Source organism: Limnohabitans curvus, from assembly GCF_003063475.1.
GTDB classification, from domain to species: Bacteria; Pseudomonadota; Gammaproteobacteria; order Burkholderiales; family Burkholderiaceae_C; genus Limnohabitans; species Limnohabitans curvus.
Map to the genome: position 1 here is coordinate 1,233,209 of NZ_NESP01000001.1, position 19,476 is coordinate 1,252,684.

The 19,476-nt window shown below is 54.7% G+C and carries 14 protein-coding genes and 4 tRNA genes; all 18 read right to left on the reverse strand.

Going from position 1 to position 19,476, the window contains the following annotated elements; translation table 11 throughout:
- Window positions 1-2: 2 nt before the first annotated feature.
- Window positions 3-2,282, reverse strand: a complete 2,280-nt coding sequence (locus B9Z44_RS06225; RefSeq protein ID WP_108358426.1) for a sensor histidine kinase — start codon at window positions 2,280-2,282, stop codon at window positions 3-5.
- Entirely contained in the window at window positions 2,279-2,941 is a 663-nt protein-coding gene (locus tag B9Z44_RS06230; RefSeq protein WP_108401974.1) for a DUF4390 domain-containing protein, read from the reverse strand. The genes B9Z44_RS06225 and B9Z44_RS06230 overlap by 4 nt, the downstream gene beginning before the upstream one ends.
- Window positions 2,895-4,235 carry a 16S rRNA (cytosine(967)-C(5))-methyltransferase RsmB gene (rsmB, locus tag B9Z44_RS06235; RefSeq protein WP_108358428.1) on the reverse strand — a complete coding sequence of 447 codons (1,341 nt, stop codon included), beginning with the start codon at window positions 4,233-4,235 and terminating at the stop codon, window positions 2,895-2,897. Before rsmB ends, B9Z44_RS06230 begins: the two co-directional genes overlap by 47 nt.
- Complete coding sequence (locus tag B9Z44_RS06240; RefSeq protein ID WP_158268535.1) at window positions 4,232-4,789, reverse strand: LemA family protein; 558 nt, start codon at window positions 4,787-4,789, stop codon at window positions 4,232-4,234. Before B9Z44_RS06240 ends, rsmB begins: the two co-directional genes overlap by 4 nt.
- Before the next feature lie 77 nt (window positions 4,790-4,866).
- A complete protein-coding gene (rpoC, locus tag B9Z44_RS06245; protein ID WP_108358430.1) occupies window positions 4,867-9,093 on the reverse strand; it encodes a DNA-directed RNA polymerase subunit beta' in 4,227 nt (1,408 codons plus the stop codon).
- Window positions 9,094-9,121: 28 nt separating this feature from the next.
- Entirely contained in the window at window positions 9,122-13,234 is a 4,113-nt protein-coding gene (gene rpoB, locus B9Z44_RS06250) for a DNA-directed RNA polymerase subunit beta (protein WP_108401975.1), read from the reverse strand.
- 257 nt (window positions 13,235-13,491) lie between these two features.
- Complete coding sequence (gene rplL, locus B9Z44_RS06255) at window positions 13,492-13,863, reverse strand: 50S ribosomal protein L7/L12 (protein WP_104800534.1); 372 nt, start codon at window positions 13,861-13,863, stop codon at window positions 13,492-13,494.
- A gap of 39 nt (window positions 13,864-13,902) precedes the next feature.
- Window positions 13,903-14,403, reverse strand: coding sequence for a 50S ribosomal protein L10 (gene rplJ, locus B9Z44_RS06260; RefSeq protein ID WP_104800533.1), 501 nt, complete (start codon window positions 14,401-14,403; stop codon window positions 13,903-13,905).
- A 235-nt stretch (window positions 14,404-14,638) separates the two neighbouring features.
- Entirely contained in the window at window positions 14,639-15,334 is a 696-nt protein-coding gene (rplA, locus tag B9Z44_RS06265) for a 50S ribosomal protein L1 (RefSeq protein ID WP_108358432.1), read from the reverse strand.
- 1 nt (window position 15,335) lies between these two features.
- Entirely contained in the window at window positions 15,336-15,767 is a 432-nt protein-coding gene (gene rplK / locus B9Z44_RS06270; protein WP_104800531.1) for a 50S ribosomal protein L11, read from the reverse strand.
- Window positions 15,768-15,879: 112 nt separating this feature from the next.
- Window positions 15,880-16,476, reverse strand: a complete 597-nt coding sequence (gene nusG, locus B9Z44_RS06275) for a transcription termination/antitermination protein NusG (RefSeq protein ID WP_108358433.1) — start codon at window positions 16,474-16,476, stop codon at window positions 15,880-15,882.
- Entirely contained in the window at window positions 16,476-16,859 is a 384-nt protein-coding gene (gene secE / locus B9Z44_RS06280; RefSeq protein WP_108358434.1) for a preprotein translocase subunit SecE, read from the reverse strand. Before secE ends, nusG begins: the two co-directional genes overlap by 1 nt.
- 99 nt (window positions 16,860-16,958) lie before the next feature.
- Window positions 16,959-17,032: transfer RNA gene (locus B9Z44_RS06285), tRNA-Trp, on the reverse strand.
- An 11-nt stretch (window positions 17,033-17,043) separates the two neighbouring features.
- Window positions 17,044-18,234, reverse strand: coding sequence for an elongation factor Tu (tuf, locus tag B9Z44_RS06290; protein WP_108401976.1), 1,191 nt, complete (start codon window positions 18,232-18,234; stop codon window positions 17,044-17,046).
- 40 nt (window positions 18,235-18,274) lie between these two features.
- Window positions 18,275-18,349, reverse strand: a tRNA-Thr gene (locus B9Z44_RS06295).
- A gap of 39 nt (window positions 18,350-18,388) precedes the next feature.
- Window positions 18,389-18,462 (reverse strand) — tRNA-Gly (locus tag B9Z44_RS06300).
- Between the two features lie 63 nt (window positions 18,463-18,525).
- Window positions 18,526-18,611, reverse strand: a tRNA-Tyr gene (locus tag B9Z44_RS06305).
- A 60-nt stretch (window positions 18,612-18,671) separates the two neighbouring features.
- Entirely contained in the window at window positions 18,672-19,475 is an 804-nt protein-coding gene (locus B9Z44_RS06310; RefSeq protein WP_108360476.1) for a uracil-DNA glycosylase, read from the reverse strand.
- Window position 19,476 lies beyond the last annotated feature (1 nt).

Genomic DNA, 19,476 nt, shown 5'->3' on the forward strand with positions numbered 1-19,476 from the left:
AATTAAATGAGTTGGGTTTGTTGCGATTCTGCAACTTGGAATGATAACGACACTTGCGCACCAATCACCCGCCCCTGTAATCCGCGATTTTTGAGGTCAATTCGCGCCGAATGCTCATCAGCAATTTTCTTCACCACCGCCAAGCCGAGACCCGTGCCACGAGACTTGGTGGTGACATAGGGCTCAAACGCACGGTTCAAGATTTTGGGTGGAAAGCCCGGCCCGTTGTCTCGCACCACCAAACGCACACGCCCCGAACTAGGTACCCATTGCGTGGCAATAGACACCATCGGGTTCGTCTGCCCCTCAGTGGCGTCTTGTGCGTTCTGCAACAGGTTGTGCACCACTTGGCGTAACTGCTGAGCATCCCCTTGAATGATGGGACAAGTGGGGTCCAGCTGGGCGTGTACGGGAACAGAAGCATTTTCTGTCCCGTAGAGCTGCATCACGTCTTGCACCAGGGCGTTGAGGTCGAGTGGTTTGAGTTCAGCCACTGGCAAGCGGGCGTAGTCACGGAACTCGTTCACCAAACGCTTCATGGCGTCCACTTGGTCCACGATGGTCTTCACCGACTTGTTCAAAATGAGTTGCTCGGGCTCTTGCAACTTGCCCGTGAGTTTCATTTCCAAGCGTTCTGCCGACAACTGAATGGGGGTGAGTGGATTTTTAATTTCATGCGCCAATCGACGCGCCACTTCGCCCCACGCTTGCGCGCGCTGGGCCGACACAATTTCAGAAATATCGTCAAACACCAGCAAGCGTCCGTTGTTGGGCAGCACGGCACCACGCGCGAGCAGAGTGATGTGCTGGTGCATATCGTCCGTTAATTGCACGGCAGGGCTGATGGCTGTGGCATGCAGCTCAAAAGACTGCTGCCAATGGTCTAGACCGTGTTGGCTGCGTTCGCCCAAGAAGCCATCAAACTCCGATTGCACATGCTGCGCAAACTCGGCAAGTCCTTCAATGTCGCTCAACGAGCGACCTTCCCAAGCGGCCAACGGCACGCGCAGGATACGCGTGGCGCCAGGGTTGGAAGATTTGATGAGTCCCTTGTCCGTCATCACAATGACGCCCGCCGTGAGGTTGTCAAGAATGGTTTGCAAGTTGGCGCGCGAGGTGTGCACCTGCAACATGCTTCGGTCCACTGCCGAGCGGGCATCGGCCAATTGCTGCGTCATCTGGGCGAATGAACGTGTCAAGCCGCCCAATTCATCGCGACCTTGAAGTGCAGGCTTTGGGCTCAAATCACCCGCCGCCACATCGCGCACACCTTCGGCCAACATCAACAAAGGCCGCGCCAGTTGGTTACCCAGCAGCACGGCCAACAACACCGCACCAAACACCGCCAAGAACAAGCTCAAGGTCAAAGTGCCGATGTACATGCTGCGCAAGCCTTCACGCCCGAGCGCACGCTCTTGGTATTCGCGATACGCCACTTCCACCGCCAAGGCGTTGCTGACCAAGGTGGGTGGCAAAGCTTTGGTGACTTGCAAAACACGGGGCTCAATCAGCAAACCCAAACCAGAAGGGGCCACCAACACCAACGCACGAATACGCGCCTTGGCCGTGCCCAGAGAATCGGCCTCGTCCAAACCGTCAACGGCCGTGACCACACTTTGTGTTTTAACCAAGCGAAGTTGTGCAGGACTGGGCCGCTCAGGGTTGATTTTGTAACGTGAATCGCCGGCACTGGCCAAGGCTTGGCCCGAGGTGTTCCACAGAATCACGTCATCGGCGCCCAGCTGGTCTTTCATGCGATCCAACGCCACGCCCACAGAGGCGTCTGGCAAATCGTTGATTTGCACGCTTGCCGAACGTGTTTTTTGGCCCAAGTCATTCGCCAAGGTGTCGAGTGTGGTGCGGCCCAAGCTCAGGCCTGCGTCTAGCGCACCCTCGACCTTCACATCAAACCAACTCTCAATGGAGCGCGAAACGAATTGGTATGACACGCTGTAAATCAGCAAGCCAGGAACAAAACCAACCAAGGCAAAAGTTGCCGCAATTTTGAGCAACAAGCGGCTGCCAAATTTGCCTTGACGCAGGCGCAGCAACAAGCGAATGGACAGCCAAGCAATCACGCCCATCAACAAAGTTGCGACCACCACATTCAAGCCAAAGAGTTGGCGGTAGTTGCGTTCGTACAGCTCTCGGTTGTCCGTGGCTTGCGTCAGCAAGAACAACAACACCAAGCCCAGACCCAACACCACCGTGGCGCTGATGACCAGCAACCATCTCAACTGAAAGCGTGAAAGGCGCACCCGCTTTTCAGCCAACTCAATCATGGCGCCAACTCCAGGCGTTGTGTTTTGCTAAAGCCAATGTTCCAGTCACTCTGGCCTGCTGCGCCAATTTGCAGAGGTCGGGGCAGTTGCTTGAGGTCGAGTTTGAAATTGATGCTGATAGTTTGCTTGGCATCCGAAGCAACATCGGCGGCATTCGCAATGCGCCATTGAATGATGCGCCGCACGGCGCTCATGGCCTCTTCCGCGGTGTCATAACTCTGCCCCAGGCTCACGCCTAAGCCACTCTGGCTGAACGCTTGCGGAGAAATATTGACGCGCCAACGGCGTGTGAGTGGTTGGTAGAACAAGCGCACATGACGCTCCGCACGTGCCACACGTTGGTTGTAAAAGTACCAACGCTCTTGGTTGATCTCGACTTCGGTCACAAAGTAAAGCGTGATGCCTTTGAGCAAAGCATCTTCTAAGGCTGGCGGCAAATCAAAACGCCATTGACCAGACATATAAAGCCCCGCTTCTTGGCGCTCTAGCTGAAGCCCCTGCAAATCGACAGGTGTATCCGCGTGTGCCGCACCAGCGAAGGCCAAGCAACACACGACCAACCCAGCGGCGCACAGCGACCGCACGCGCTTGACGCCACCTGAGAAAGGCAGATCAAGGCGTAGGAAGTTTTTCCAGCAGTGCGTAATAAAAGCCGTCATGGTCACCTGGTAGATTGTCGGTGAGCAAGGCCGTCGTTGCATGGGTTTGAGGCCTTAAATGGCCCAGAGACGGCAGTAAACGGGCATTGGTGTTGTGTTCAACAAACGTTTTGGCCTGGTTCTCGCCCTCGGCTCTAAAAACCGAGCACGTGCAATACAGCAAACGACCGCCGGGCTTCACCAAGGGCCAAAGCTGCTTGAGTAAGTTTTTCTGAATCGCCGCGAGTTTGTCGATGTCCGCCTCTCGACGCAACCAACGCACATCGGGGTGACGCCGCACAATGCCAGAGGCTGTGCAGGGTGCATCCAAAAGAATCGCATCAAACAGCTGACCATCCCACCAAGTTTTGGTCAACGCGGCATCTGCCGCAATGACTTTGGCGCTGCGCCCAATGCGTTGCATGTTTTGCGCAATGCGCTCACAACGCTGTGGATCGATGTCCAAGGCGATGACCTCGGACTGGTCGTTCAACATCTCCAGCAAATGTGCTGTTTTGCCGCCCGGTGCCGCACACGCATCCAAGATGCGCAGCGGTTGATGCGCAGGAGCCAAACCATTCAACAAAATTTGCGCGGCACATTGGGCCGCTGCATCTTGCACCGAACACAAGCCTTCGGCAAAACCAGGGATGTCACGCACGTTGTGCGCTTGCTCAAGCACCAAACCTTGTTCACCCACAGGATGGGACGGCAAACCATGGTTGGCCCAATCCGTTTGCAAAGCTTCGCGACTGGTGCGTGCGGTGTTGACACGCCATGTCATGGGTGCCGCTTGGTTGTTGGCGCGCAAGATGTCTTGCCAATGATCTGGGTGGTCTTTTTGCAGACGCTTGACCCACCACTCGGGGTGGTTCCATTGCGCATGCACATCGTTGTCGGTGGCACGCACAAGCGCATCGCGCTCACGCAAAAAACGGCGCAAGCACGCATTCAAAAAGTTAGCTTGCATTTGCAAGCTGCGGGTTTGCTTGGCAGCCTCAACAGCTTGGTTCACCAAGGTGTGCGGCTCATAGGGCGCGTTCTCTGGGTCCCACGCCAAGGCCAGTGCCGTGCACAACAGCGCATCGGGCAGCGGGGCGGGCGCACGCGAGGCCAACTGCGCACGTAGGGCTTGCGCACGGCCGAGTTGTCGCAGCGCTTGAAACAGCAAGGCTTGCACACCGGGACGCAGCGCTGATGGGACCGCGTCTAGCGCGGCCGTGCCAGAGACACCACGACGCACTTGCGCCAAGGCTTGCGCAACAGCTTGCAGCTGTTGCCACAAAGGGATGGAGGTAGACGTGTGTTCGCTCATCCCAAAATGCGTCCGGGTTTGAACTTGAACAAACGTGCCATCCAAGTGGCTGGGAACATATCAATCGCGTCGTTGTAATGGGCCACCGCTTGGTTGAAACGCTGCAAATCAGGTTGGATCGAGATACCCAACTCCGTCCAGCGCTGCGTCAGCTCTGCGGGCACCGACACGTAATACACATCGGGGTGCGTGAGGGCTTCCCACGCGTCTTGTAAATCACGACTGGTCGCGACCAGCGCAATGGATGACGAAGGATCCAACGGATGCTCTTGCATGCGCGCCAAAGCCATGGCCGACAAATTGGCGGCCACCTGCAAGCGTGTCCAGTGACTGGCACCCAACTCGGGTGACACCGCGGTTTGCCAGCCCGAAGGCGAAGTCACCGCAGCCGTCGTGGCCTCTTGCACCAGCGCTTGGTAGCGCAGCATGAGCTCTTCGAGCACCGCAAACTGCTTGTTCACCGCCGTGCGCAAGCCCACCAAACGGCGGTAGGCGCCCACGCTCCAAAACACCATCACGGCTACAAACAGCCAAAACCACCACGCATCAAGCATGTTGAACCCCTTGTGTCTTCCAACCTCTTGTCCCATAACAACAAAGGCCCTTTCGGGCCTTTGTTGAGAGGGTCGCCTTACGCTTCTTCGCCAGCGCCGTGATCGACTTGAGTTTCTTCTTCCGAAGAGTCTCCAGCCAACTCAGCCGCTTCGGCGTCTGCAATGGCGCGGCGCTCGGCATCGTCCATCGCGTCTTTGACCTTGCGGGCTTTGTGATAAGCCATGCCGGTACCTGCAGGAATCAGGCGACCGACGATGACGTTTTCTTTCAAGCCGCGCAATTCGTCGCGCTTGCCCATGATGGCCGCTTCGGTCAACACACGTGTGGTTTCTTGGAAAGAAGCCGCAGAGATGAACGAGTCGGTCGACAAGGACGCTTTGGTGATGCCCAACAACAAGTTGGTGAAAGTCGCGGGGACTTTGCCATCACGTTGCAGCGCTTCGTTGGTGTTGAGGATCTCAGAACGCTCAACTTGTTCGCCAGCGATGTAGTTGGAATCACCCACGCTTTCGACCACAACGCGACGCAACATTTGACGCACGATCACTTCAATGTGCTTGTCGTTGATCTTCACACCTTGCAAGCGGTAAACGTCTTGCACTTCGTCGACGATGTAGCGGGCCAGCTCTTCCATGCCGAGCAAACGCAAGATGTCTTGTGGGTCGGCTGGGCCGTCCACAACGCTCTCACCTTTGTTGACCACTTGGCCTTCGTGGACCAAGATGTTCTTCTCTTTAGGAATGAGCTCATCCCACACTTTGCCTTCTGGATCCGTGATCTGCAAACGAACCTTGCCTTTGGTTTCTTTACCAAACGACACAGTACCGGTCATCTCAGCCAACATGCCCTTGTCTTTGGGTGAGCGTGCTTCGAACAGTTCGGCCACACGTGGCAAACCGCCGGTAATGTCGCGGGTCTTTTGACCTTCAACAGGGATACGTGCCAAGACTTCGCCTGGGCCCACATCTTGGCCGTCGCGCACTTGAATCAGCGCGCCGATTTGGAAACCAATCGTCACCGCGTGGTCTGTGCCGGGGATCTTCACTTCTTTGCCAGACGCATCGATCAGCTTGACCTGTGGACGAACCACTTTGGTTGAGCCGCGACGTTTCGGGTCAATCACCACCAAGGTAGACAAGCCAGTGACTTCGTCCACTTGCTTGGCAACGGTGAGGCCTTCTTCGACGTTTTCGAATTGCACCTTACCGGCGAATTCAGTGATGATGGGGCGCGTCAATGGATCCCAGTTGGCCAAGATCACACCAGCCTTGAGGGTCTGGTCGGGCTTGACCGACAGAATCGCACCGTACGGCACTTTGTGACGCTCACGCTCACGGCCATGTTCGTCGTGGATGATGATTTCGCCTGAGCGAGAAATCACCACCAACTCACCCTTGGTGTTGGACACATAGCGCATGGTGGAGTTGAAACCAATCACACCATTCGACTTGGCTTCCACGCTGGAAGCCACGGCTGCACGAGACGCTGCACCACCGATGTGGAACGTACGCATGGTCAGCTGTGTACCGGGTTCACCGATGGACTGCGCAGCGATCACGCCGACAGCTTCACCGTTGTTGACCAAGCCACCGCGACCCAAGTCACGGCCGTAACACATGGCGCACAAGCCGAAGCGTGTTTCGCAATTCAATGCAGTGCGCACTTTGACTTCGTCGACGCCAGCGGCTTCGATTTCGTCAATGATGTCTTCGTCCAGCATGACGCCGGCCTTGACCAACACCGCACGTGTTTCTGGGTTCAACACATCTTCAACCGCAGTGCGGCCCAAGATACGGTCGCGCAAGGATTCAATCACTTCACCACCTTCAACGATGGCGCGCATGAGTTGACCGTTGGTCGTACCGCAATCGTGTTCAGTGACCACCAAGTCTTGGGTCACGTCAACCAAACGACGTGTCAAGTAACCTGAGTTCGCTGTCTTCAACGCCGTGTCGGCCAGACCTTTACGTGCACCGTGGGTGGAAATAAAGTACTGCAACACGTTCAGACCTTCACGGAAGTTCGCCGTGATGGGTGTCTCAATGATGGAGCCGTCAGGCTTGGCCATCAGGCCACGCATACCGGCCAACTGACGGATCTGAGCGGCAGAACCGCGCGCGCCAGAGTCAGCCATCATGTAGATGGAGTTGAACGATTCTTGCTCGACTTCTTTGCCGTGGCGGTCGATGGTCTTCTCTTTGCGGAGTTGGTCCATCATCACCTTGGACACAGCGTCGCCAGCCTTACCCCAGATGTCAACCACCTTGTTGTAACGCTCGCCAGAAGTCACCAAACCGGACACGTATTGCTGCTCGATGTCTTTGACTTCTTTTTCAGACGCGCTGATGATGGCGCCTTTTTCTGGCGGCACCAACATGTCGTCAATCGCGATGGAGATACCAGCGCGAGTCGCCAAACGGAAACCGTTTTGCAACAGTTTGTCGGCGAACACGACGGTCTCTTTCAAACCGCACTTGCGGAATGACACGTTGATGAGCTTAGAAATTTCTTTCTTCTTCAACGACTTGTTGATGTTGGAGAAAGGCAAGCCCTTGGGCAAGATTTCCGACAACAAAGCACGACCCACGGTGGTGTCAACCAAGCTGGTGCTCGGCACGAACTCACCGGTTTCTTTGTCCTTGGTCCACTCGGTCAAACGCACGGCCACTTTGGCGGTCAATTCGACCACGCCAGCGTCCAAAGCACGTTGAACTTCGGTCAAGTTGGCAAACACCAAGCCTTCGCCCTTGCCGTTGATACGGTCACGGGTGGCGTAGTACAAGCCCAACACAACGTCTTGTGAAGGAACGATAGAAGGTTCGCCGTTGGCAGGGAACAAGATGTTGTTCGAAGCCAGCATCAAAGTACGGGCTTCCATCTGTGCTTCCACAGACAAAGGCACGTGAACGGCCATTTGGTCACCGTCGAAGTCGGCGTTGAACGCTGAACAGACGAGTGGGTGCAACTGAATGGCTTTACCTTCGATCAAGATAGGTTCGAACGCTTGAATGCCTAAGCGGTGCAGCGTAGGCGCACGGTTCAACATCACGGGGTGCTCTTTGATCACCTCTTCCAAGATGTCCCACACCACGGCTGAACCGGATTCGACTTCTTTCTTCGCAGCCTTGATCGTGGTCGCGATGCCCATGGCTTCGAGACGCGAGAAGATGAAAGGCTTGAACAACTCGAGTGCCATCAACTTAGGCAAACCGCACTGGTGCAGTTTCAAAGTTGGGCCCACGGTAATCACGGAACGACCTGAATAGTCGACGCGCTTACCCAACAAGTTTTGACGGAAACGACCGCTCTTACCTTTGATCATGTCAGCCAAGGACTTCAAGGCGCGCTTGTTGGCGCCTGTCATGGCCTTGCCGCGACGACCGTTGTCCAGCAAGCTGTCCACGGCTTCTTGCAACATACGCTTTTCGTTGCGTGCAATGATTTCAGGCGCCTTCAGCTCGAGCAAACGGCGCAGGCGGCTGTTGCGGTTGATCACGCGACGGTACAAGTCGTTCAAATCGGAGGTCGCAAAACGACCGCCGTCCAACGGCACCAAAGGACGCAAATCAGGTGGCAACACGGGCAAGACAGTCAACACCATCCACTCGGGCTTGATGCCTGACTTCTTAAACGCTTCCATCAATTTCAAACGCTTGGCGTTTTTCTTGATCTTGATTTCAGAGCCGGTCAAGTCGTTACGCAGCTTTTCGATTTCAACATCGAGGTCGAGACCTTCGAGCAAATCTTTGATGCCTTCAGCGCCCATCTTGGCGATGAATTCGTCACCGTACTCCACCACTTTGGCTTCATAGTCGTCTTCCGACATGATGGCGAACTTCTTCAAAGGTGTCATGCCGGGATCGGTCACCACATATGCTTCAAAGTACAACACGCGCTCGATGTCACGCAGGGTCATGTCGAGCACGAGGCCCAAACGTGATGGCAATGACTTCAAGAACCAGATGTGGGCGCAAGGTGCGGCCAGGTCGATGTGACCCATGCGCTCGCGACGCACTTTGGTTTGTGTGACTTCAACGCCGCACTTCTCGCAAATCACGCCGCGGTGCTTGAGGCGTTTGTATTTGCCGCACAAGCATTCGTAGTCTTTGATAGGGCCAAAGATCTTGGCGCAAAACAGACCATCGCGCTCAGGCTTGAAGGTACGGTAGTTGATGGTTTCTGGCTTTTTCACTTCGCCGAAAGACCATGAACGGATCTTCTCGGGAGAAGCCATGCCAATTTTGATGGCATCGAAATGCTCATCGGGCGTGAACTGCTTGAACAGGTCGAGTAATGATTTCATGTTTTAAATCCTTATGTCGTCAAACCGCTTAGGCGCGGTCCAACTCAATGTCGATGCCCAATGAACGAATTTCTTTGACCAACACGTTGAACGATTCGGGCATGCCCGCTTCGATCGAGTGTTCGCCTTTGACAATGCTCTCGTACACCTTGGTACGGCCTTGCACGTCGTCGGACTTGACGGTGAGCATTTCTTGCAATGTGTAAGACGCGCCGTAAGCTTCCAAAGCCCACACCTCCATCTCACCGAAACGCTGACCACCGAACTGAGCCTTACCACCCAGCGGCTGCTGTGTGACCAAGCTGTATGGGCCGGTAGAACGTGCGTGCATCTTGTCGTCGACCAAATGGTGGAGCTTCAAGAAGTGCATGTAGCCGATGGTGGTTGGACGCTCGAAAGCTTCGCCAGTACGGCCGTCAAACAAGTTCGCTTGTGTACGCGTAGCTGTCAGACCTTTCGCCTTAGCGATGTCTTCTGGGTAAGCCAACTTCAACATGGTGCGAATGTCTTCTTCTGCAGCGCCGTCGAACACGGGGGTTGCAAAAGGAACACCGTTGGTCAAGTTGCCAGCCATCTCGACGATTTGCGCGTCGCTCAGCTTGGTCAAGTCTTCTTTGCGGCCTGAACCGTTGTACAACTCTTCCATGAAGCTGCGGATTTCAGCGGCTTTGGCTTCTGCTTGGAGCATGTTGCCAATGCGTTGACCGATACCTTTACCAGCCCAACCCAAGTGAACTTCCAACACCTGACCCACGTTCATACGTGAAGGAACGCCCAAGGGGTTCAACACGATGTCGCAAGGTGTGCCGTCGGCCATGTAAGGCATGTCTTCGACCGGAACGATCTTAGACACCACACCCTTGTTACCGTGACGACCGGCCATCTTGTCACCAGGCTGCAAGCGACGCTTCACAGCCAAGTAAACCTTGACCATCTTCAACACGCCTGCTGGCAACTCGTCGCCTTGTGTCAACTTCTTGCGCTTCTCTTCGAAGGCCAAGTCAAAGCTGTGGCGGGTTTGTTCCATCGCGTTCTTGATGCTTTCCAACTGGCCTGCAGTTTCTTCATCAGAAGGACGGATGTCGAACCAGTGGAACTTCTCGACAGAAGCCAAATAGGCCTTGTCGATCTTGCTGCCCTTGGCCAACTTGTTGGGGCCGCCGTTGGCGGTTTTGCCGTTCAAGAGTTTTTCGATACGGTCAAACGCGTCAGCTTCCACGATGCGGAGCTGGTCGTTCAAGTCGAGACGGAAACGCTTGAGTTCGTCATCAATAATTTGCTGAGCACGCTTGTCGCGCACGATGCCTTCACGGGTGAAGACTTGCACGTCGATGACCGTACCTTGCGAACCTTGGCTCACGCGCAGAGATGTGTCTTTCACATCGCTGGCTTTTTCGCCGAAGATCGCGCGCAACAGTTTTTCTTCTGGCGTCAGTGTGGTTTCGCCTTTTGGCGTGACCTTGCCGACCAGTGTGTCGCCGGGTTGCACTTCTGCACCCACGTAGATGATGCCGGAGTCATCCAAACGGTTGAGTTGTTGCTCAGCCAAGTTTGGAATATCGCGTGTGATTTCTTCGGCACCCAACTTGGTGTCGCGTGCCATCACCACGAGTTCTTCGATGTGGATCGAGGTGTAGCGGTCTTCTGCCACCACGCGCTCGCTGATCAAGATCGAGTCTTCGAAGTTGTAGCCGTTCCAAGGCATGAAGGCGATCAACATGTTTTGACCGATGGCGATTTCGCCGAGGTCAGTCGATGCACCGTCAGCCACCACATCGCCCTTGGCAATCTTGTCGCCACGCTTGACGATCGGACGCTGATGGATGTTGGTGTTTTGGTTAGAACGTTGGTACTTGATGAGGTTGTAGATGTCCACGCCCACTTCGCCAGCTTGTGCTTCGGCGTCGTTCACGCGAACCACAACGCGGGTTGCGTCAACGTAATCCACCACACCACCGCGAGTGGCGGTCACCACAGTGCCTGAGTCGACCGCGGCAACGCGCTCGATACCGGTACCGACCATTGGCTTTTCTGGACGCAATACAGGCACGGCTTGACGTGACATGTTGGCACCCATCAACGCGCGGTTCGCGTCATCGTGCTCGAGGAACGGCACCAAAGAGGCCGCCACTGACACGATCTGAGCTGGAGACACGTCCATGTACTGGATACGCTCTGCGCCGCACAAAATGGATTCACCGTTTTCACGGGCAGACACCAAGTCGCCAGTCAGCTTGCCGTCTTTATCCAAAGCCGCGTTGGCCTGAGCAATGACGTATTTGCCTTCTTCGATGGCAGACAAGTAATCAATTTCCATCGTCACTTTGGCATCGACCACGCGACGGTATGGGGTTTCGATGAAACCGTACTCGTTCAAACGGGCGTACAAAGCCAAAGAGTTGATCAAACCAATGTTTGGACCTTCTGGCGTTTCGATGGGGCACACACGACCGTAGTGGGTCACGTGCACGTCACGGACTTCAAAGCCTGCGCGTTCGCGTGTCAAACCGCCTGGGCCTAATGCTGAGACGCGACGCTTGTGCGTGATCTCGGCCAAGGGGTTGGTTTGGTCCATGAACTGTGACAACTGTGATGCGCCGAAGAATTCTTTCAGTGCAGCAGAAATTGGCTTGGAGTTGATCAAGTCGTGAGGCATGAGCGGCTCTTGCTCGGCTTGGCCCAAACGCTCTTTCACGGCTTTTTCAATACGTGCCAAACCTGTGCGGTATTGGTTTTCGGCCAATTCACCCACACAACGCACGCGACGGTTACCCAAGTGGTCGATGTCATCGACTTCGCCACGGCCGTTACGCAAGTCCACCAAGATTTTCACAACAGACAAGATGTCGTCGTTGGTCAAAACCATGGGGCCTGTGGATTCTGGTGTGCCCACTTTGGCGTTGAACTTCATACGACCCACGCGCGACAAATCGTACGTGTCTGGGTTGTAGAACAAACGTTGGAACAAGGCTTGCACCGCATCTTCTGTCGGTGGCTCGCCAGGGCGCATCATGCGATAGATGGCCACGCGTGCAGCGAATTCGTCCACGGTTTCATCCGTGCGCAAGGTTTGCGAAATGTACGCACCTTGGTCAAGTTCGTTGGTGTAGATACATTGGAGTTCTTGCACGCCAGCTTCGCGCAATTTCTTGAGCAAGGCTTCTGTCAACTCATCGTTGGCACGGGCGATCAATTCGCCTGTGTCGCTGTCGATGATGTTCTTGGCCAACACGCGGCCAACAAGGAAGTCTTCTGGCACGCTGATGTGCGTGGTTTTGCTTTCATCCAACTCGCGGGTGTGACGTGCGGTCACGCGCTTGTCTTTGGCAACGATCACTTTGCCAGCTTTGTCAGTGATGTCAAAGCGAGCCACTTCGCCGCGCAGACGTTCGGCCACAAATTCCATTTGTGCGCCGCTGTCCATCAAGCGGAAGTTGTCGTTCACGAAGAAGTTCGCGAGGATGGTCTCTGGTGTCAGGCCGATGGCTTTCAACAGAATAGACACTGGCATCTTGCGGCGACGGTCGACGCGGAAGTACAGCAAGTCTTTGGGATCGAATTCGAAGTCGAGCCATGAACCGCGGTAAGGGATGATGCGCGCGCTGAACAACAATTTGCCAGAGCTGTGGGTCTTGCCCTTGTCGTGTTCGAAGAACACGCCGGGCGAACGGTGCAACTGAGACACGATCACGCGCTCGGTACCGTTGATGATGAAAGAACCTTTGTCCGTCATCAAAGGCACTTCGCCCATGTAGACCTCTTGCTCTTTCACTTCCTTGACCACTTTGGACTGGGGTGTCGAAGACTCACGGTCGTAAATGATGAGTTGCACGCGGGCGCGCACGGCTGAAGAGAAAGTCAAACCACGGGTTTGGCATTCGCGCACATCAAAGGCGGGCTTGGCCAAGTTGTATTCGAGATATTTCATCTCGACAAAACCGTTGTGCGACACGATGGGGAATGCAGCTTCAAATGCAGCTTGCAGACCTTCGTTGGTACGCTTTTTAGGGGCGACATCAGCTTGCAAGAACGCGGTGTACGCGTCTTTTTGCATCTGCAACAAATATGGAATTTCCAGCACGCTGTCGCGGCTGCCGAAACTCTTGCGGATACGCTTGCGTTCGGTGTATGAGTAGGCCATGAGATCTCCGGGCTTGATCTTTCAGAACTGTTTTCTGCATGAGACATCACGTCCCATACATCAGGCTTGGCGGCTGGCCTCTACCAGCGTTGGCGGACGGTTGCGCATTGCACGCAACCCGAACCAAGGCATCTTCTGCAGTTGGGGTCAGAAGACACTCAAAAGAAGGTTGACTCAACCCGCTTATGGGTGTGCTCTGTAAGCACAGAAGGCTGGAGGCCCTTGACGGGACACTCCAGCCTCGAAAGCGAACCGAATTACTTCAGTTCAACCTTAGCACCAGCTTCTTCGAGCTTCTTCTTAGCGGCTTCAGCGTCAGCCTTAGAAGCGCCTTCTTTCACAGCCTTTGGAGCGCCGTCAACCATGTCTTTGGCTTCTTTCAAGCCCAGACCGGTGATTTCGCGAACTGCTTTAATCACGGACACTTTGTTTGCGCCGGCTTCCATCAACATGACGTTGAATTCAGTCTTCTCTTCTGCAGCAGCGGCACCGCCACCAGCAGCAGCAGGAGCGGCCATAGCGGCAGCGCTCACGCCAAACTTCTCTTCGATGGCTTTCACCAGTTCGTTGAGTTCCAAGACCGTCATGCTGTCGAGCGCGGTCAAAAATGCGTCTTTATCGAATGCCATTTTTATTTCCTAACAATTAGTTAAAACACAAGCTGCGCATTAAGCGGCAGCTGTTTCGCCTTTTTGAGCAGCCAAAGCGCCCAACACCACTGCGGTGCGAGACATAGGCGACATCAACAAGCCACACAACTGAGCCAACAACACTTCTTTCGAAGGGATGCTTGCCAATTGCTTAACGCCGTTCGCGTCCAAAGCTTTACCACCGTAAACGCCAGCGCGGATTACCAACTTGTCGTTGGTTTTCGCGAAGTTAGCCACCACCTTAGCGGCAGCAATAGCGTCAACAGAGAAGCCATAGATCAGCGGACCGGTCATCTGGTCGGCGACGACTTCGAATGAGCTACCAGTCACAGCACGGCGTGCGAGTGTGTTTTTCAACACGCTCAGGGTCACACCGTTGCTGCGCGCTTGGTTGCGCAACTTAGTCATGTCAGCGACCGTGATGCCGCGGTATTCCGCAATCACCAGCGTTTGAGCTTGGGCGGCGAGCGTGGTCACTTCTGAAATGACCGCTTCTTTCTCACTGCGATTAAGACTCAAGGTCTACTCCTTTAAATGTGTCTTCAGGTAATTACCCGTCGACACGCCACTTTTGCAGCGACCTAACTGTCAGGAAGAACTCCGTCGAGCGGGATCGCCATCTGCGTTGGTCAATCAAATTAAGCGGGGCAAGCCCCACACCAACGGTCTTGGATGGCCTGTGCAGCTTCGAAAAGCTGCCTCAGCCCACCACTCTGGGCAGTACTTTCGCACCACCCGGATTTTTGAACGCTAATTAGGCGCCCACTGTTTGAACGTCAACGCGAACACCCACACCCATGGTGGACGACACGGCGACTTTGCGCAGGTAAACACCCTTGCTTGAAGCAGGCTTGGCCTTGTTCAAAGCTTCGATCAATGCAGCCAAGTTGCCTTGCAACTTATCTGTGTCGAATGAACGACGACCGATGGTGCCGTGCACGATACCGGCTTTGTCAACGCGGAACTGGACTTGACCAGCTTTGGCGTTGCGCACAGCAGTGGCGACGTCTGGTGTGACGGTGCCGACTTTGGGGTTAGGCATCAGACCACGTGGGCCCAAGATTTGACCCAAAGTACCCACAACGCGCATGGCGTCAGGGGCAGCGATCACCACGTCGAAAGGCATGTCACCGGCTTTGACCATCGCGGCCAAGTCGTCCATACCCACCACGTCAGCACCAGCGGCTTTGGCTTCTTCAGCTTTAGCGCCTTGGGCGAACACGGCCACGCGAGCAGTTTTACCAGTGCCGTTAGGCAAGACCACGGCGCCACGCACCACTTGGTCAGATTTCTTAGCGTCGATACCGAGTTGCACAGCAACGTCGATGGACTCGTCGAACTTGGCAGTTGCGCACTCTTTGACGATGCCCAAAGCATCGACCAAAGCGTACAGCTTGGTGCTATCAACTTTGCCTTCGAAGGCTTTTTGTTTTTTAGTCAACTTGGCCATATCACACGCCCTCCACAGTCACGCCCATCGAACGGGCAGAGCCGGCGATGATGCGAACAGCTGCGTCTAAGTCGGCAGCATTCAAGTCTTCCATCTTGGTTTTGGCGATCTCTTCGAGCTGAGCGCGAGTGATCTTGCCAACTTTGTCGACGTGAGGACGTGCAGAACCTTTGTCGAGCTTGATGGCCTTCTTGATCAAGGTGGTCGCCGGAGGCGTCTTGATGATGAAGGTGAAGGATTTATCTGCAAACGCAGTGATGACCACTGGCAATGGCAGACCTGGCTCAACGCCTTGGGTCTGGGCGTTGAACGCCTTGCAGAATTCCATGATGTTCAAACCACGTTGACCCAATGCTGGGCCAATAGGTGGCGATGGATTAGCTTTACCTGCTGGAACTTGCAGCTTGATAAAACCGACGATTTTTTTCGCCATGCTTTTCTCCTTGCGGGTGCAAACGTTCTTGCGAACTCCCCGGGGTTAACGACTCACTTCAAATGTTTGGCACCGAGTCGGGAAGCACCAAACCACAAAACTTTGAACCAGATTAAGTTTTCTCGATCTGGCCGAATTCCAATTCAACAGGCGTTGCACGACCGAAGATGGTGACCGAGACGCGCACTTTGCTTTTCTCGTAGTTAACCTCTTCGACCGAACCATTGAAGTCGGTGAACGGACCTTCTTTGACACGCACCAACTCACCCACCATGAATTCCACCTTGTGACGAGGCTTGTCAGCGCCGTCTTGCATTTGGCTCACGATTTTCTGGACTTCCGCCTCAGAAATAGGCGCGGGGCGGTTCTTTGCACCACCCACAAAACCTGTCACCTTGTTGGTGTGCTTCACCAAGTGCCATGTGTCGTCATCCATCACCATTTCAACGAAGACATAGCCAGGGAAGAACTTGCGCTCAGCAGTGCGACGCTGACCGTTTTTCATCTCAACGACTTCTTCGGTAGGCACCAAGATGCGACCAAATTTGGTTTCCATGCCAGCGCGCGCAATGCTTTCGCGGATGTTGCGCTCAACGGCTTTTTCCATGCCGGAATAGGCATGAACCACATACCAACGCAAATCAGGATTCACGTAAGCAGGTGGCGTTGAAGCCGCATCAGCTGCGGCGTTGTCGATGATGTCGCTCATTATTTTTTCCAGCCCAGAATCAGGTCGTAAAACACCCACTCGAGGGTCTTATCAGTCAGCCACAAAAACAGCGCCATGATCACCACAAAGGCAAACACATACAAAGTCATTTGAGTGGACTCTTTACGAGTTGGCCACACAACCTTGTTGACTTCACGCCACGCATCATTACCAAACGCCACCAATTGACGACCAGGCAAGGACAACAAAAACACAACGACCGCAGCCACCAAACCGCCCACCAATGTCAACCATTGAATGATTGCACCCTGCGCAGACAGCGTGTAAAAACCGGCCAAAGCAGCCACAACCAACGCCACCACCAAGACAAGTTTGGCCTTGTCGGCTGTAGTCGAGACGTTTTCAATATTTGCTGCAGACATGGATAAGGGTTTTCCTGTACCGTTTTTTATGCGTTGATTAAGACACCGAAGCCAGCCATCGTGGCGGGCTTGGTAAACCACCGAGCTCTAAGGCTTTAGTGGCAGGGGCGGAGGGAATCGAACCCCCATCGACGGTTTTGGAAACCGCAACTTTACCACTAAGCTACGCCCCTAGATTTAGCAATTAGGCAATGATCTTGGCAACCACACCAGCGCCAACTGTCTTACCACCTTCGCGGATAGCGAAGCGCAAGCCTTCTTCCATCGCAATGGGGTGGATCAACTTCACAGTGATCGACACGTTGTCACCTGGCATCACCATCTCTTTGCCTTCTGGCAACTCGATAGCACCTGTCACGTCAGTCGTACGGAAGTAGAACTGAGGACGGTAGTTGTTGAAGAATGGTGTGTGGCGGCCGCCTTCGTCTTTCGACAACACATAGATCTCAGCTGTGAAGTGAGTGTGTGGCTTGACCGAACCTGGCTTGCACAGCACTTGGCCGCGCTGCACGTCTTCGCGCTTTGTACCGCGCAACAAGATACCCACGTTGTCGCCAGCTTGACCTTGGTCCAACAACTTGCGGAACATTTCCACGCCAGTACACGTTGTCTTGACCGTGTCAACGATACCCACGATTTCGATTTCTTCGCCGACTTTGATGATGCCGCGCTCGATACGGCCTGTCACCACAGTACCGCGACCAGAGATGGAGAACACGTCTTCCACTGGCATCAAGAAGTTACCGTCCACTGCGCGCTCAGGCGTAGGGATGTAGCTGTCCAAAGCAGCAGCCAATTTCAAAATGGCTTCTTCGCCCAATGGGCCTTTGTCGCCTTCGAGGGCCAGCTTGGCTGAACCTTGAATGATTGGGGTGTCGTCGCCTGGGAAGTCGTACTTTTGCAGAAGTTCGCGAACTTCCATTTCGACCAATTCCAACAACTCAGCGTCGTCCACCATGTCGCACTTGTTCAAGAACACGATGATGTAAGGCACGCCCACCTGACGAGCCAACAAGATGTGCTCGCGGGTTTGTGGCATGGGGCCGTCAGCAGCTGAACACACCAAAATAGCGCCGTCCATTTGAGCAGCGCCAGTGATCATGTTTTTCACATAGTCGGCGTGACCAGGGCAGTCCACGTGTGCGTAGTGACGTGTTTCAGTCTCGTACTCAACGTGAGCAGTGTTGATCGTGATACCGCGTGCTTTTTCTTCAGGAGCCGCGTCAATTTGGTCGTAAGCCTTAGCTTCGCCGCCAAACTTCAAAGACAGGATCGTGGTGATCGCTGCGGTCAAAGTTGTTTTGCCGTGGTCGACGTGACCAATGGTGCCCACGTTCACGTGCGGCTTGGTACGTTCAAATTTTCCTTTTGCCATCTTTCGACTCCGAAAAAAAATAGGTCAATCACAAAAAATCTGGTGCCCTTGGCGGGAATCGGACCCGCGACCTCTCCCTTACCAAGGGAGTGCTCTACCACTGAGCCACAAGGGCAAAACATTGATCGCCAATCAATCCATCGAAAACCACAGGTGGAGCGGGAGACGGGAATCGAACCCGCGTCATTAGCTTGGAAGGCTAGGGTTCTACCATTGAACTACTCCCGCATCGGATCAGAAAAGATCGTCACAGTTGCAGGCCTACCGGCACTTCTACTTGTTGGTTTTCGCTGGTGGAGGGGACTGGATTCGAACCAGTGTAGGCGTAAGCCAACAGATTTACAGTCTGCCCCCTTTAGCCACTCGGGCACCCCTCCGGCGAATCGCGAACTATAGCAGAGTTTTAGGGTATTCGCGAATCTCTGGGCCTAAATGGCTCACAAATTCCATTCCAAGCTCAGGTTTTTCTGCGTCAACCAGGCTTTGGCTTGCGAAAAGTGACCGCATCCGATGAAAGGCTGCGGCGGCCGCAAAGCGGACAAAGGCGAAGGGTGGTTGGATTTCAACACCAAAGCCTCACGTTTACGCCCGGCGCCGCCATCGCGCAAGCCCACAAACCCAGCCAGGTGAGCACCGGTTTCGCGCTCAATCAACTCAGCCTTAGCTTGGGCGTGGCCACCCCAAAGCATGTACACGCAAGCAGGCGCAGTGCGCGCCACCTCGACCAACAAAGCATCCGTAAGCAGCTCCCAGCCGCGCTTAGCGTGGCTGGCTGGTTGACCATCCTCAACAGTCAAACTGGTGTTGAGCAGCAACACGCCACGCTTGGCCCACGCTTCGAGCGAGCCATTGGCGGGAACGGCTTGGCCTAAGTCGCGCTGCAACTCTTTGAAGATATTGCGCAACGAAGGCGGAATCTTCACGCCTGGCGCCACCGAGAAAGACAAGCCCTGCGCTTGATGCGGCCCGTGGTAAGGGTCTTGACCCAAGATGACCACCCTCACTTGCGACAAAGGCGTGAGCTGCAACGCCCACAAGGGATGCTTGGGATAGACCACCGCACCAGCATCTAAGCGCGATTGCACAAATGACGCCAACGACACGCCTTGCGCGCTGCGCCAAAACGCATCGAGCGCCGGCTGCCAATCTGGCTGAGTGGGCCAGTCTGATGGCAACCATCGGGTCAAACGCGGCGCTTGCGTCTCAACCGACGCAGCATCGCCAAACAAATCGCCTGTCATG

What these genes read in the sequence shown, in the direction of transcription:
- B9Z44_RS06225 (WP_108358426.1), bottom strand. Translation starts at nt 2,282, where the DNA reads ATGATTGAGTTGGCTGAAAAGCGGGTGCGCCTTTCACGCTTTCAGTTG.
- B9Z44_RS06230 (WP_108401974.1), bottom strand. Translation starts at nt 2,941, where the DNA reads ATGACGGCTTTTATTACGCACTGCTGGAAAAACTTCCTACGCCTTGAT.
- rsmB (WP_108358428.1), bottom strand. Translation starts at nt 4,235, where the DNA reads ATGAGCGAACACACGTCTACCTCCATCCCTTTGTGGCAACAGCTGCAA.
- B9Z44_RS06240 (WP_158268535.1), bottom strand. Translation starts at nt 4,789, where the DNA reads ATGCTTGATGCGTGGTGGTTTTGGCTGTTTGTAGCCGTGATGGTGTTT.
- rpoC (WP_108358430.1), bottom strand. Translation starts at nt 9,093, where the DNA reads ATGAAATCATTACTCGACCTGTTCAAGCAGTTCACGCCCGATGAGCAT.
- rpoB (WP_108401975.1), bottom strand. Translation starts at nt 13,234, where the DNA reads ATGGCCTACTCATACACCGAACGCAAGCGTATCCGCAAGAGTTTCGGC.
- rplL (WP_104800534.1), bottom strand. Translation starts at nt 13,863, where the DNA reads ATGGCATTCGATAAAGACGCATTTTTGACCGCGCTCGACAGCATGACG.
- rplA (WP_108358432.1), bottom strand. Translation starts at nt 15,334, where the DNA reads ATGGCCAAGTTGACTAAAAAACAAAAAGCCTTCGAAGGCAAAGTTGAT.
- rplK (WP_104800531.1), bottom strand. Translation starts at nt 15,767, where the DNA reads ATGGCGAAAAAAATCGTCGGTTTTATCAAGCTGCAAGTTCCAGCAGGT.
- nusG (WP_108358433.1), bottom strand. Translation starts at nt 16,476, where the DNA reads ATGAGCGACATCATCGACAACGCCGCAGCTGATGCGGCTTCAACGCCA.
- secE (WP_108358434.1), bottom strand. Translation starts at nt 16,859, where the DNA reads ATGTCTGCAGCAAATATTGAAAACGTCTCGACTACAGCCGACAAGGCC.
- tuf (WP_108401976.1), bottom strand. Translation starts at nt 18,234, where the DNA reads ATGGCAAAAGGAAAATTTGAACGTACCAAGCCGCACGTGAACGTGGGC.
- B9Z44_RS06310 (WP_108360476.1), bottom strand. Translation starts at nt 19,475, where the DNA reads ATGACAGGCGATTTGTTTGGCGATGCTGCGTCGGTTGAGACGCAAGCG.